General features: G+C 49.7%; 11 protein-coding genes. All 11 read left to right on the plus strand.

What is annotated here, in order from left to right:
- Positions 1–126 precede the first annotated feature (126 nt).
- The 11 genes from rpoB to rplW all read left to right on the plus strand — a co-directional run bounded on the left by rpoB (position 127) and on the right by rplW (position 14,451).
- Complete coding sequence (gene rpoB / locus EXW96_RS19980; protein WP_171006031.1) at positions 127–3,681, plus strand: DNA-directed RNA polymerase subunit beta; 3,555 nt, start codon at positions 127–129, stop codon at positions 3,679–3,681.
- 112 nt (positions 3,682–3,793) lie between these two features.
- A complete protein-coding gene (gene rpoC / locus EXW96_RS19985) occupies positions 3,794–7,414 on the plus strand; it encodes a DNA-directed RNA polymerase subunit beta' (protein ID WP_062410372.1) in 3,621 nt (1,206 codons plus the stop codon).
- Positions 7,415–7,567: 153 nt separating this feature from the next.
- A complete protein-coding gene (locus tag EXW96_RS19990) occupies positions 7,568–7,819 on the plus strand; it encodes a ribosomal L7Ae/L30e/S12e/Gadd45 family protein (protein WP_174351243.1) in 252 nt (83 codons plus the stop codon).
- Between the two features lie 130 nt (positions 7,820–7,949).
- On the plus strand, positions 7,950–8,369 hold the full coding sequence (gene rpsL, locus EXW96_RS19995; RefSeq protein WP_054818707.1) for a 30S ribosomal protein S12: 420 nt from the start codon (positions 7,950–7,952) through the stop codon (positions 8,367–8,369).
- Positions 8,370–8,415: 46 nt separating this feature from the next.
- Complete coding sequence (gene rpsG, locus EXW96_RS20000; protein WP_054818708.1) at positions 8,416–8,886, plus strand: 30S ribosomal protein S7; 471 nt, start codon at positions 8,416–8,418, stop codon at positions 8,884–8,886.
- Positions 8,887–8,922: 36 nt separating this feature from the next.
- A complete protein-coding gene (gene fusA, locus EXW96_RS20005) occupies positions 8,923–10,998 on the plus strand; it encodes an elongation factor G (RefSeq protein WP_054818709.1) in 2,076 nt (691 codons plus the stop codon).
- Between the two features lie 33 nt (positions 10,999–11,031).
- Positions 11,032–12,222, plus strand: a complete 1,191-nt coding sequence (gene tuf / locus EXW96_RS20010) for an elongation factor Tu (protein WP_054818710.1) — start codon at positions 11,032–11,034, stop codon at positions 12,220–12,222.
- Positions 12,223–12,523: 301 nt separating this feature from the next.
- Positions 12,524–12,832 (plus strand): 30S ribosomal protein S10, encoded by a 309-nt coding sequence (gene rpsJ / locus EXW96_RS20015; protein WP_062410373.1) that lies wholly within the window; start codon positions 12,524–12,526, stop codon positions 12,830–12,832.
- Positions 12,833–12,886: 54 nt separating this feature from the next.
- Positions 12,887–13,513, plus strand: coding sequence for a 50S ribosomal protein L3 (gene rplC, locus EXW96_RS20020; RefSeq protein ID WP_174351244.1), 627 nt, complete (start codon positions 12,887–12,889; stop codon positions 13,511–13,513).
- A gap of 24 nt (positions 13,514–13,537) precedes the next feature.
- Positions 13,538–14,161 (plus strand): 50S ribosomal protein L4, encoded by a 624-nt coding sequence (gene rplD / locus EXW96_RS20025; RefSeq protein ID WP_054818712.1) that lies wholly within the window; start codon positions 13,538–13,540, stop codon positions 14,159–14,161.
- The gene (rplW, locus tag EXW96_RS20030) at positions 14,161–14,451 is read left to right on the plus strand and encodes a 50S ribosomal protein L23 (RefSeq protein WP_054818713.1); all 291 of its coding nucleotides are present in this window, start codon (positions 14,161–14,163) and stop codon (positions 14,449–14,451) included. Before rplD ends, rplW begins: the two co-directional genes overlap by 1 nt.
- Positions 14,452–14,455: the final 4 nt, after the last annotated feature.

The following is a 14,455-nucleotide window of genomic DNA, read 5'->3' on the forward strand; positions in this document are numbered from 1 at the left end:
AAGTCACCTGTTCGTTGTACGATTCGTGCATCGTAATAACAAGCTTCCTTAAGAAGTTTATCTTCGTGCAGTATTTACTCGAGAAGGCTTCCCAAAGAGGCTTTTATTTTGTTCTATTGAGTAGACATGAGGGGTGAATCTAAGTTGGCGGGACATCTTGTTCAATTAGGTCGACGTAAACGCAGGTCGTACGCGCGGATTCATGAGGTGTTGGAAGTTCCAAACCTGATTGAAATCCAACAAAAATCATATCAGTGGTTTTTGGATGAAGGGTTGCGTGAAATGTTTCAAGATATTTCCCCAATCCAAGATTTTACGGGGAATTTGGTGTTGGAATTTATCGACTACAGCTTGGGAGAGCCAAAGTATTCAGTGGATGAATCCAAAGAACGCGACGTCACCTTCGCTGCACCGCTTCGTGTGAAAGTACGATTGATCAATAAAGAGACTGGCGAAGTCAAGGAGCAGGAAGTCTTTATGGGCGATTTCCCTCTGATGACCGAAACGGGTACTTTTATTATCAACGGCGCTGAACGGGTTATTGTCAGTCAGCTGGTTCGTTCCCCGAGCGTCTATTTTAGTACGAAAGTCGATAAAAACGGTAAAAAGGCTTATACCGCTACCGTGATTCCGAACCGCGGCGCTTGGCTTGAATTGGAAACGGATGCGAAGGATATCATCTATGTGCGTATTGACCGTACAAGAAAAATCCCTGTAACCGTACTGCTTCGTGCACTCGGCTTCGGTACCGACGCGGAAATCATAGACCTGCTGGGTGACGATGAATACATCCGCAATACGTTGGACAAGGATAACACCGATTCGACGGACAAGGCGTTGATTGAAATTTACGAGCGTCTTCGCCCGGGCGAGCCGCCGACGCTGGATAATGCGAGAAGCTTGCTGATCGCCAGATTCTTCGATCCGAAGCGTTACGATCTTGCCAATGTTGGACGGTACAAAATCAACAAAAAGCTGCATATCAAAAATCGTCTGTTCAATCAACGTCTGGCTGAGACCCTTGTTAATCCGGAAACAGGCGAGATTATTGCAGAAGCTGGACAACAGCTTGACCGCCGTTTGCTCGACACGATTATTCCTTATCTGGAAGACAACGTCGGCTTCAAAGAATATTCGGTCGCTAACGGCGTAACTGAAACAGATAAGATTACGCTGCAGCACATTAACGTCTACTCCCCGATTGAAGACGGGAAAGTGGTTAAAGTCATCGCCAACGGGAAAATTGACAAGTCGGTGAAGAACATTACGCCGGCTGATATCATTGCATCGATCAACTATTTCATTAACTTGCTGCATGGGATCGGCAGCACCGATGATATCGATCATCTGGGTAACCGTCGTTTGCGTTCCGTGGGAGAGCTTTTGCAGAACCAGTTCCGCATTGGCCTGTCCCGGATGGAGCGCGTGGTACGCGAGCGGATGTCGATTCAGGATGTGAACACGATCACCCCGCAGCAATTGATCAATATACGTCCGGTCATCGCTTCGATCAAGGAGTTCTTCGGAAGCTCCCAGCTGTCGCAGTTTATGGACCAGACGAACCCGCTTGCCGAACTGACGCACAAACGCCGCCTGTCCGCTCTTGGACCCGGTGGTTTGACGCGGGAACGCGCAGGTTTTGAAGTGCGGGACGTCCATCACTCCCACTATGGGCGGATGTGTCCGATTGAGACGCCGGAAGGACCGAACATCGGTCTGATTAACTCGCTTTCCACGTTCGCGCGTGTGAATGAGTTCGGCTTTATTGAAGCGCCCTACCGGCGTGTTGACCCGAATACCGGCATAGTTACGGATGAGATCGCTTATTTGACGGCCGATGAAGAAGATAATTACGTGGTCGCGCAGGCGAATGCCGAGTTGACCGAGGACGGCAGATTTGCGAATGATAACGTCATTGTCCGTTACAAGGACGATATTCTGACGCTTCCTAAAGAGCGTGTCGATTACATGGACGTTTCCCCTAAGCAGGTTGTATCGGTAGCGACGGCGCTTATTCCATTTTTGGAAAACGACGACTCCAACCGTGCTCTCATGGGTTCGAACATGCAGCGTCAAGCCGTTCCGCTTCTTATCCCTAAGGCGCCGCTTGTCGGTACGGGGATGGAGCATAAGGCGGCCAAGGACTCGGGTGTATGTGTCGTTTCCAAGGTGAACGGTGTGGTAGAACGGGTGACGGCTAACGAGATCTGGGTACGCCGTCAGGAAGTAGTGGACGGCCGGCTGGTGAACGGAGACATCGTTAAACATAAATTGCACAAGTTTTTGCGCTCCAATCAAGGAACATGTATTAACCAACGTCCGATTTGCCATAAAGGCGAGCAAGTGCGCGTAGGAGATATCCTCGCCGATGGTCCGTCGACGGAGATGGGCGAGCTTGCGCTCGGGCGGAACGTAGTGGTTGCCTTTATGACATGGGAAGGCTACAACTACGAGGATGCGATATTGCTTAGTGAAAAACTGGTGAAGGAAGACGTCTATACTTCCATTCACATTGAAGAATATGAGTCTGAAGCCCGGGATACGAAGCTCGGACCGGAGGAAATCACCCGTGATATTCCGAACGTCGGGGAAGATGCGCTGAAAAATCTCGATGAGCGCGGAATTATCCGCGTCGGTGCCGAGATCGCGGCAGGCGACATTCTGGTGGGCAAAGTAACGCCTAAAGGGGTTACGGAGCTGACCGCGGAAGAACGTTTGCTTCATGCGATTTTCGGTGAAAAAGCCCGTGAAGTTCGCGATACTTCGCTTCGTGTGCCGCACGGTACCGATGGTATCGTAGTCGACGTGAAGGTATTTACCCGTGAGAACGGCGACGAACTGCCTCCTGGCGTAAACCAGCTGGTGCGCGTCTACATCGCCCAGAAGCGGAAAATTTCCGAAGGCGACAAAATGGCGGGACGTCACGGAAACAAAGGGGTTATCGCACGGATTTTACCGGAAGAGGACATGCCGTTCCTGCCGGACGGCACGCCGGTTGAAGTTGTGCTGAACCCGCTTGGCGTTCCTTCCCGGATGAACATCGGACAGGTGCTGGAAGTTCACTTGGGGATGGCTGCCAAGTATCTCGGTATCCATACGGCAACGCCGGTATTCGACGGTGCTAATGAATACGACGTGTTCGATACGATGGAAGAGGCCGGCATGCAGCGTAACGGCAAGACGATCCTGTACGACGGCAGAACCGGTGAACCGTTTGAGCGAGAGGTAACGGTAGGCGTCATGTATATGATCAAGCTGGCTCACATGGTCGATGATAAAATCCATGCGCGCTCGACAGGGCCGTACTCGCTCGTTACGCAGCAGCCGCTGGGCGGTAAAGCTCAGTTCGGCGGACAGCGGTTTGGCGAGATGGAGGTATGGGCGCTCGAGGCTTATGGTGCAGCCTATACCCTGCAGGAGATTTTGACTGTGAAGTCAGACGACGTGGTAGGACGCGTCAAAACGTATGAGTCGATTGTGAAAGGTGAGAATGTTCCGGAGCCTGGCGTACCGGAATCCTTCAAGGTATTGATCAAAGAGCTTCAAAGCTTGGGTATGGATGTGAAAATCTTGTCCGAGAATGAAGAAGAGATCGAAATGAAGGAAATCGACGATGAGGATGAGGTAACAAGCGATAAGCTTAACCTTAACCTTGAAGGCGCGGAAATGGGAGTCGAGTAATCTATTGGGCCAGGCGTAAGCCACAGGTGTATGAAGCGTACAGACAGCACATTCTTACAACGGATGCTTCCGGTGTAGATTTGCCCACACAAACTTGGAGGAGGGTTGCTCCTTGATCGACGTCAACAATTTTGAATTCATGAAAATCGGATTGGCTTCCCCCGACAAAATCCGTTCATGGTCCAGAGGCGAAGTGAAAAAGCCGGAGACGATCAACTACAGGACGCTGAAACCTGAAAAAGAAGGCTTGTTCTGTGAGAAAATATTTGGTCCGACCAAGGATTGGGAATGTCATTGCGGTAAATATAAACGGGTTCGTTACAAAGGCGTTGTCTGTGACCGCTGCGGCGTAGAAGTTACGCGTCAAAAAGTGCGCCGCGAGCGCATGGGTCACATCGAGCTTGCAGCACCGGTTTCACATATCTGGTATTTCAAAGGAATTCCAAGCCGTATGGGGCTTGCGCTCGACATGTCTCCGCGGTCTCTGGAAGAGATCATCTACTTTGCTTCCTATGTCGTAACTGATCCTGGAGATACGCCGCTGGAGAAAAAACAGCTGCTCTCCGAGAAGGAATACCGCAGCTATCGGGAAAAATACGGCTATGCATTCCAAGCCGGTATGGGCGCGGAAGCGGTGAAAAAGCTGCTTCAAGACATCGACATCGAGAAAGAAGTCGATATGCTGAAGGAAGAGCTGAAAACCGCTCAAGGTCAACGCCGTAACCGTGCCATTAAACGTCTTGAGGTTATGGAAGCATTCCGTAACTCCAAAAATATGCCGGAGTGGATGGTGCTCGACGTACTGCCGGTTATCCCTCCGGAGCTTCGTCCGATGGTTCAGCTTGACGGGGGGCGCTTTGCGACCTCTGACTTGAACGATTTATACCGCCGTGTCATCAACCGGAACAACCGTCTGAAACGTCTGCTTGATCTGGGCGCTCCTGATATTATCGTGCAGAACGAAAAGCGGATGCTTCAGGAAGCGGTTGACGCGCTTATTGATAACGGCCGCCGCGGCCGTCCCGTAACGGGACCGGGTAATCGTCCGCTCAAATCCCTCAGCCACATGCTGAAGGGTAAACAGGGGCGTTTCCGTCAAAACCTGCTGGGTAAGCGGGTTGACTACTCCGGCCGTTCCGTTATCGTGGTGGGACCGAGTCTCAAAATGTATCAGTGCGGACTTCCAAAGGAAATGGCATTGGAATTGTTTAAGCCTTTCGTCATGAAAGAGCTTGTGAATAAAGGTCTTGCGCATAACATTAAGAGCGCAAAACGCAAAGTGGAACGCGTTAGTCCCGAAGTATGGGATGTTCTTGAGGAAGTCATCAAGGAACACCCGGTTCTGCTGAACCGTGCTCCCACGCTTCACCGTTTGGGCATTCAGGCGTTCGAGCCGATTCTGGTTGAAGGCCGGGCGATCAAGCTGCATCCGCTTGTTTGTACGGCATATAACGCCGACTTTGACGGAGACCAGATGGCCGTTCACGTTCCGTTGTCTGCAGAAGCCCAGGCGGAAGCCCGCGTGCTGATGCTCGCAGCAGGCAATATTCTCAACCCGAAAGACGGCAAACCGGTTGTTACGCCGTCGCAGGACATGGTTTTGGGAAGCTTCTACTTAACGACGGAAAACAAGGAAGCCAAAGGCTCCGGTACGATTATTCGTTCGATTGAAGAAGCCGTGTCGCTCTACCACCGCGGAGATGCGGCTCTGCATGCGCGGGTGGCGATTCCGGCCAAGGCTTTGAAAAAAACCAGCTTCACGCCGGAACAAGAAAAGGCCATGCTGATCACAACGATCGGTAAAATCATCTTCAATGAGATTTATCCGCCGGACTTCCCGTACATTAATGAAGCGACGAAAGCCAATTTGCTGAACGGACCTTCAAACGATTATTTCGTGTTCGAGAAAGGCGTGGATCTTCGCAAGAAAATGGCGGAGCTGCCTGAAACGAAAGCGGTCGGAAAAGATTACCTTGGCACGATCATTGCAGAATGCTTCCGCCGTTACCATACGACACAAACGTCGATCACGCTGGATAATATCAAGCAGCTTGGATTTACTTACTCTACGCGTGCCGGCATCACCATTGCCGTAGCGGATGTGACGGTTCCGAAGGAGAAAGATGAAATCCTTAGAGAATCCGACGAAAAAGTTCGTGTGGTTACGAATCAATATCGCCGCGGTTTGATTACGGACGATGAACGCTACGACCGCGTTATCGCGATCTGGAGCAAGGCCAAGGATGAAATTACCGATATTTTGATGAAGTCGCTTGATAAATATAATTCCATCAATATGATGGTGGAATCCAAAGCACGGGGTAACAAATCGCAAATTACCCAGCTTGGCGGAATGCGCGGTCTGATGGCTAACCCGTCCGGTAAAATCATCGAGCTTCCGATCAAGTCCAATTTCCGCGAAGGGTTGACCGTATTGGAGTACTTTATCTCCACTCACGGTGCGCGGAAAGGTTTGGCCGATACCGCACTTCGTACGGCGGACTCGGGTTACTTGACCCGCCGTCTGGTAGACGTGGCTCAAGACGTAATTGTTCGTGAAGAAGATTGCGGTACGGATAAAGGGTTCCTCGTCAGCAGAATCCAGGATGGTAAAGAAGTCATCGAAGATCTGTATGACCGAATCGAAGGACGGTATTCCTTTGAAACGATTCGTCATCCGCAAACGGGTGAGATTATTATTAACCGTAACGAGCTGATTGAAGCACATATTGCCGACCAAATTATAGCAGCCGGTATTGAGAAGGTACAAATCCGTTCCGTACTCAGCTGCCGTTCCAGACACGGCGTCTGCAAAAAGTGCTACGGCCGTAATCTGGCGACCGGTAAACATGTAGAAATCGGCGAAGCGGTAGGTATTATTGCGGCGCAATCCATCGGTGAACCAGGAACGCAGCTTACCATGCGTACGTTCCATACCGGGGGCGTTGCGGGCGACGACATCACGCAAGGTTTGCCGCGGATTCAGGAGCTCTTCGAAGCTCGTAATCCAAAAGGGCAAGCGATAATTTCTGAAATTGACGGTGTGATCAAAGAAATCCGTGAAGCGAAGGATCGTCGTGAGATTGAGGTTCAAGGTGAAGCTGAATCGAAAGTATATTCCGTACCTTACGGCTCCCGGATTCGCGTCACAGTGAACCAGACCGTAGAGGCCGGAGATGAGCTGACGGAAGGCTCGATCGATCCGAAGGAAATGCTGCGCATTAAAGGGATCCGCGGCGTGCAGAACTACATTTTACAGGAAGTTCAGCGCGTATACCGGAACCAAGGGGTGGAAATCAACGACAAGCACGTCGAAGTGATGATCCGCCAAATGCTGCGTAAAATTCGCATCGTCGATGCCGGAAATACGACTCTGCTTCCGGGATCCTTTGTGGACATTCATGAGTACGAAGAAGCGAACAAAGTGGCGCTTTTCGCCAATGAGGAACCTGCTGTTGCCAAACCGGTGCTTCTGGGTATTACCAAAGCATCGCTCGAAACAGATTCCTTCCTCTCTGCGGCATCGTTCCAGGAAACGACTCGTGTACTGACAGATGCGGCGATTAAAGGAAAAGTCGACCAGCTGCTCGGTTTGAAGGAGAATGTGATCATCGGTAAACTGATACCGGCAGGTACGGGGATGGCAAGATACCGTAACATCCGCATTACAGATCCGAACGCAGAGCCAAGGGATGAAGAGTTGACTGAAGCAGAAGCGGTAACCGTAGAGTAACGAAGAAGACCCGGCGCTTGCCTTCAAAGCATGGATTGTAAAATCTTTTTGAAGGCAAGCGTCCATTCTTGACACGGTAAAACCGAGATGCTAATATATCAAAGTGTGCCATTTTCTAAGCCTAGTCACCTGTCCTTTTGGAGGATATGATCTATGTCTTATGATAAAGTGAAACAGGCAGCAAAGCTGATTATAGGCACGAAACAAGTGACGAAAATGGTAGAGGCGGGACATGCCACCGAAGTTTTCGTTGCCAGAGATGCAGATCCGCGAATTACGATAAAAATAGTTAACCTCTGCAAGATGATGGGGGTTAAAGTGACATACGTGGACTCCATGACCATGTTAGGTAAAGCGTGTGGAATCGAAGTAGGCGCAGCTATGGCTGCGGTAGTGAATGAATGATGCAGTAATGTTTTTGCCTGAGAATCCGTTAAGGGTTTAAGGTAAAAACTTTTACTTTGTTCATTTACGATTCGCCTGGATCTGTGGGCTTGAAAAGAAAGAACCATTCATATTAAAGGAGGTGGCCAATATGCCAACAATTAACCAGCTCGTTCGTAAAGGACGCCAAGCGAAAGTTGTAAAATCCAAATCCCCGGCTCTTCAAAGAGGTTTCAACGCCTTGAAAAGAGAAGCGACGAATCTGAGTTCTCCTCAGAAACGTGGCGTTTGCACTCGTGTAGGTACGATGACCCCGAAGAAACCAAACTCTGCTCTTCGTAAGTATGCGCGTGTTCGCTTGACGAACCGTGTAGAGGTTACTGCCTACATCCCGGGTATCGGACACAACCTGCAGGAGCACAGCGTTGTTCTGATTCGCGGCGGTCGTGTTAAGGACCTTCCAGGGGTTCGTTACCACATCGTTCGCGGCGCACTTGATACTTCCGGTGTAGCCAACCGCAAGCAAGCACGTTCCAAGTACGGCGCAAAACGCCCGAAAGAGAAAAAGTAATGCAGCTTTTATAAATTGAATGATTTTAGAAGAAAGGGGGATAACTATGCCTCGTAAAGGTCCAGTTACTCGCAGAGACGTATTGCCAGATCCGATTTATAACAGCAAGCTCGTTACCCGCTTGATCAACCGCATTATGATTGATGGTAAAAGAGGAACAGCTCAAACGATCCTTTATAATGCTTTCAATCTGATTAAAGAACGTACGGGCAAAGAACCTATGGAAGTATTTGAACAAGCGATCAAAAACATTATGCCGGTTCTTGAAGTTAAAGCTCGCCGTGTTGGGGGTGCCAACTATCAAGTTCCTGTAGAGGTAAGACCTGATCGCCGTACGACTTTAGGTCTTCGCTGGCTTGTAAACTATTCCCGCCTGCGCGGTGAAAAAACGATGGAAGAAAGACTGGCTCAAGAAATCATCGATGCCAGCAACAACACAGGCGCTTCCGTGAAAAAACGCGAAGATACGCACAAAATGGCAGAAGCCAACAAGGCGTTTGCACATTATCGTTGGTAAAATTAAATTCCTTTTTATAGGAAGGAGACGTTCCTGATGGCAAGAGAGTTCTCCTTGAAAGATACGCGTAACATCGGGATCATGGCGCATATTGATGCCGGCAAGACCACCACGACGGAACGCATCCTGTTCTACACTGGCCGCGTGCACAAAATCGGTGAAGTTCACGAGGGTGCTGCTACGATGGACTGGATGGAGCAGGAGCAGGAGCGCGGAATCACCATTACTTCCGCTGCTACGACCGCTCAATGGAAAGGCCACCGCATCAATATTATCGACACCCCGGGACACGTTGACTTCACTGTAGAAGTTGAACGCTCCCTGCGCGTATTGGACGGAGCAGTAGGCGTATTCAGCGCCAAAGAAGGCGTTGAGCCGCAGTCGGAGACAGTTTGGAGACAAGCGGACCGTTATGGCGTTCCCCGGATCGCCTATGTCAATAAAATGGATATCATCGGTGCGGATTACCTGCAGGTTATCCAATCGATGCGCGATAAGCTTGGCGCGAACGCAGTTGCCATTCAGCTGCCGATTGGGGCTGAAAATGATTTCAAAGGCGTTATCGACCTTATCGAGCGTAAAGCTTATATCTACAAAGACGATCTGGGTAAAGAACCTGACCAGGTTGAAGTCCCTGCTGAATACAAGGATAAAGTGGAAGAGCTTCGTCTTGAGCTTGTAGAGAAGGTAGCGGAGCTTGACGAAGAACTGATGATGAAATATCTGGAAGGCGAAGAACTGACGGTCGAAGAAATTAAAGGGGCGCTCCGTAAAGGGGTTGTCGGCGTTAAAATCTTCCCGGTTGTCTGTGGATCGTCTTACCGGAATAAAGGCGTACAGTTAATGCTGGATGCCGTTATTGACTATCTCCCGTCTCCAATCGATGTGCCGAACATCAAAGGTACGCTCGAGGACGGATCGGAAGTCGTACGTAAATCTTCTGATGACGAACCGTTTGCCGCTCTGGCATTCAAAATCATGACAGACCCGTTTGTCGGCAAATTAACGTTCTTCCGTGTGTACTCAGGGGTTCTGAACTCCGGTTCTTACGTATTGAACGCGACAAAAGGCAAACGCGAACGGATCGGCCGTATTCTTCAGATGCATGCGAACAGCCGTCAGGAAATCAGCGAGGTTTATGCGGGTGACATTGCGGCTGCCGTAGGCTTGAAGGATACTGTGACCGGGGATACGCTGTGTGATGAGAAGCATCCGGTTATTCTGGAATCCATGAACTTCCCGGAACCGGTTATTCAGCTGGCTGTTGAACCGAAAACAAAAGCCGACCAAGACAAAATGGGTATTGCGCTGGCCAAATTGTCTGAAGAAGATCCGACTTTCCGTGCGCATACGGATGAAGAAACCGGCCAAACGATTATCTCCGGTATGGGTGAGCTTCACCTTGAGATTATCGTCGACCGCATGCTTCGCGAGTTCAAGGTAGAAACCAATGTGGGTAAACCGCAGGTTGCCTACCGCGAAACGTTCCGTCAACCGGCTAAGGTTGAAGGTAAATTCGTTCGCCAATCCGGCGGCCGTGGTCAATACGGACATTGTTGGGTTGAGTTCGAACCGCTGGAGCCGGGTACCGGATTCCAGTTTGAAAGCAAAATTGTCGGTGGTGCGATTCCTAAAGAATTCATCCCTCCGATTCAAGCCGGTATTGAAGAAGCTATGAAAAATGGCGTATACGCAGGCTTCCCGCTCGTGGATATCAAAGCAACTGTCGTTGACGGTTCTTACCACGATGTGGACTCCAGCGAAATGGCGTTTAAAATTGCTGGCTCCATGGCACTCAAAGCTGCCGGAGAAAAATGCCGTCCGGTATTGCTTGAGCCGATCATGAAGGTAGAGGTTACCGTGCCGGAAGAGTACATGGGCGACGTTATGGGCGACCTGAACTCCCGCCGCGGAAGAATCGAAGGTATGGATTCCCGCTTCGGCGCGCAAATTATCCGTGCCAAAGTGCCTCTTTCCGAAATGTTTGGTTACTCTACGACGCTGCGCTCCCGTACACAAGGCCGGGGTGTATACTCGATGGAAATTTCGCACTATGAAGAAGTGCCTAAGTCGATTGCCGAAGAAATCGTTGCAAAGAACAAAGGCGCTTAATATAATTACTATATTTAAGGAGGCTATTCACTCATGGCTAAAGCAAAATTTGAGCGTACAAAACCGCACGTTAATATTGGCACCATCGGTCACGTTGACCATGGTAAAACAACTCTGACTGCCGCAATCACTACCGTATTGTCCAAAAAATACGGCGGTGCCGCTGTAGCTTTCGATCAAATCGACAAAGCACCGGAAGAGCGCGAACGCGGTATCACGATTTCGACTGCACACGTTGAATACGAAACGCCTAACCGTCACTATGCACACGTTGACTGCCCAGGCCACGCTGACTATGTTAAAAACATGATCACGGGTGCTGCGCAAATGGACGGCGCGATCCTGGTTGTATCCGCAGCAGACGGTCCGATGCCGCAAACTCGCGAGCACATCCTGCTGTCCCGTCAGGTAGGCGTACCTTACATCGTGGTATTCCTGAACAAATGTGACATGGTTGAAGACGAAGAGCTTCTTGAACTGGTTGAAATGGAAGTTCGCGACCTGCTGAACGAATACGAGTTCCCAGGCGACGAAACTCCAATCATCCGCGGCGCTGCTCGTGAAGCCCTGCAAAACCCAGACGGTCCTTGGGCTGACAAAATCATTGAGCTATTCGAGCAAATCGACAACTACATCCCTACGCCTGAGCGCGACACTGATAAACCTTTCTTGATGCCGGTAGAGGACGTGTTCACGATCACTGGTCGTGGTACTGTTGCTACAGGCCGTGTAGAGCGTGGTGTGGTTAAAGTCGGTGACGAGGTTGAAATCATCGGTTTGGCTGAAGAAACTCGCAAATCCGTTGTTACGGGCGTAGAAATGTTCCGTAAGCTTCTGGATTCCGCACAAGCTGGTGACAACATCGGTGCGCTGCTTCGCGGTGTAGACCGTAAAGACATCGAGCGTGGACAAGTTTTGGCAAAGCCGGGTTCCGTTAAACCGCACACGAACTTCACCGCTCAAATCTACGTTCTGACGAAAGAAGAAGGTGGACGTCACAAACCTTTCTTCAGCGGTTACCGTCCGCAGTTCTACTTCCGTACAACGGACGTAACGGGTATCATCAACCTGCCGGAAGGTTCCGAGATGGTTATGCCTGGTGACAACATCACTGTTACCGTAGAACTGATCTCGCCGATCGCTATCGAAGAAGGAACTCGCTTCGCGATCCGTGAAGGCGGCCGTACAGTTGGTGCCGGCGCCGTTGCAACCATCAGCAAGTAATTTCGGTGATCCGAATCCTATAGATTTACGTACTGTTCCGAAGCAAGACCAAAGCAATTTGTACTGTTCCGAAGCAACCCTTCATCTATATAGATGAAGGGTTTTAATTTTTTAGGCATCCGCAGCATTTTTTTCTTGCTTTTCATAATGAAATTTAATATAATAGTGAACGTTGGTCTGTGACGTTGCGATGATGTGAGAGGTTGCTGACACGCCCGGCCCCTTTGCCATAGGGACGGCGTCAGGAGATTTTCACGGAGTATGTCCGATACTAAATTGGGCGAAAGAAGGAGGGAATACTATGGCAAAGCAAAAGATTCGTATTCGTTTGAAGGCGTATGATCACAGAATTCTGGATCAATCTGCCGAAAAAATCGTGGACACTGCAAAACGTTCCGGTGCAGGGGTATCTGGTCCGATTCCGCTTCCTACCGAGAAGCAAATCATCACGATTCTTCGTGCGGTTCACAAGTACAAAGATTCTCGTGAGCAGTTCGAGATGCGTACACATAAACGTTTGATCGATATCGTCAATCCGACGCCGCAAACGGTTGATGCATTGATGCGTTTGGATCTGCCGTCCGGTGTGGACATCGAAATCAAACTGTAATATATACACTGTGGTTATAAAACAACAGGCTAAAGAGGAAAAGAGGTGTCAACGATGACTAAAGGTATCTTAGGTAAAAAGATTGGGATGACTCAAGTATTTACTCCTGAAGGATTGGTTGTTCCGGTTACCGTTATTGAAGCAGGTCCTTGCACGGTGCTGCAAAAGAAGGCCGTAGAGAACGACGGTTACGAAGCCATCCAAATCGGTTTTGCCGACAAGAAAGAAAAGAATGCGAACAAACCTGAGTTGGGCCACGCGAAAAAAGCCGGCACAACACCTAAGCGCTACGTGAAAGAAATTCGCAATGTACAGATCTCTGAGTATGAAGTTGGCCAGGAGATCAAGGCTGATATCTTCGCAGAAGGCGAATTCGTTGATGTAACGGGTACATCTAAAGGTAAAGGATTCCAAGGCGTTATCAAAAGACATAACCAATCCAGAGGTCCGATGGCGCACGGCTCGCGTTATCATCGCGGTCCGGGTTCGATGGGCTCGATCCAGGCTAACCGTGTTCCAAAAGGTAAAAACCTTCCGGGTCACATGGGTACAGAGACGGTTACCATTCAAAAGCTTGAAGTGGTTAAAGTCGATGCGGAGCGGAATGTACTTCTAGTTAAAGGCTCCATTCCAGGTCCTAAAAACAGCTATGTTACCGTGAAATCTTCAGTGAAGAAGTAAGAAAGCGGGAAAGGAGGATAACAAATGCCAAAAGTAGCAGTGTATAACGTTAGTGGTTCTCAAGTAGGCGAAGTGGAACTGGCCGACAGCGTGTTCGGAATCGAGCCGCACGTTCATGTATTGAACGAAGCGGTATTGATGCAGCGGGCATCCCTTCGTGCCGGAACTCATAAAACTAAAGGTCGCTCCGAAGTGCGCGGCGGCGGTCGCAAACCTTGGAAGCAAAAAGGTACAGGTCGTGCGCGTCAAGGCAGCATCCGCTCTCCACAATGGAAAGGCGGCGGTACCGTATTCGGACCGACACCACGCAGCTATGCTTACAAGCTGCCTAAGAAAGTTCGCCGTTTGGCGATTAAATCCGCGTTGTCTTCCAAGGTGAAGGCGAGCGAAATTATCGTGCTGGATCAATTGCAACTGGCTCAGCCGAAAACGAAAGAATTTGTATCCATTTTGAATAACCTTAAAGTAGATCGTAAGGCTTTGGTTGTGACGGCTGCATATGACGAGAACGTAGCATTGTCCGCACGCAACATTCCTGGAGTTAAATTTGTGGCTGCCGAAGGAATCAACGTGCTTGATGTTATGGTCTATGACAAGCTGATCATTACGAAGGATGCGGTGCAAAAGGTAGAGGAGGTGTTTGCGTAATGAAGAACCCTCACGATATTATTAAAAGCCCGATCATTACTGAACGTTCCAGCGAAATGATGGCGGATAAGAAATATGTATTCGAGGTGGATCTCCGTTCGAATAAAACGGAAATCAAGCAAGCGATCGAACAAATTTTCAAAGTGAAAGTTGCGAATGTCAATACGCTCAGAGTACCGGCGAAGCCAAAGCGCTACGGCCGCTATTCCGGATATACGTCCGAATGGAAAAAAGCGATCGTGACACTCAGCGCAGACAGCAAAGAGCTGGAATTCTTTGAATCGGTATAAGATG

It is taken from the genome of Paenibacillus sp. JMULE4, from assembly GCF_013337105.1.
GTDB classification, from domain to species: domain Bacteria; phylum Bacillota; class Bacilli; order Paenibacillales; family NBRC-103111; genus Paenibacillus_G; species Paenibacillus_G naphthalenovorans.

Bases quoted from the DNA above. Each gene is read 5' to 3' on its own strand.
- rpoB (WP_171006031.1), top strand. From the start codon at position 127: ATGAGGGGTGAATCTAAGTTGGCGGGACATCTTGTTCAATTAGGTCGA.
- EXW96_RS19990 (WP_174351243.1), top strand. From the start codon at position 7,568: ATGTCTTATGATAAAGTGAAACAGGCAGCAAAGCTGATTATAGGCACG.
- rpsL (WP_054818707.1), top strand. From the start codon at position 7,950: ATGCCAACAATTAACCAGCTCGTTCGTAAAGGACGCCAAGCGAAAGTT.
- rpsG (WP_054818708.1), top strand. From the start codon at position 8,416: ATGCCTCGTAAAGGTCCAGTTACTCGCAGAGACGTATTGCCAGATCCG.
- fusA (WP_054818709.1), top strand. From the start codon at position 8,923: ATGGCAAGAGAGTTCTCCTTGAAAGATACGCGTAACATCGGGATCATG.
- tuf (WP_054818710.1), top strand. From the start codon at position 11,032: ATGGCTAAAGCAAAATTTGAGCGTACAAAACCGCACGTTAATATTGGC.
- rpsJ (WP_062410373.1), top strand. From the start codon at position 12,524: ATGGCAAAGCAAAAGATTCGTATTCGTTTGAAGGCGTATGATCACAGA.
- rplC (WP_174351244.1), top strand. From the start codon at position 12,887: ATGACTAAAGGTATCTTAGGTAAAAAGATTGGGATGACTCAAGTATTT.
- rplD (WP_054818712.1), top strand. From the start codon at position 13,538: ATGCCAAAAGTAGCAGTGTATAACGTTAGTGGTTCTCAAGTAGGCGAA.
- rplW (WP_054818713.1), top strand. From the start codon at position 14,161: ATGAAGAACCCTCACGATATTATTAAAAGCCCGATCATTACTGAACGT.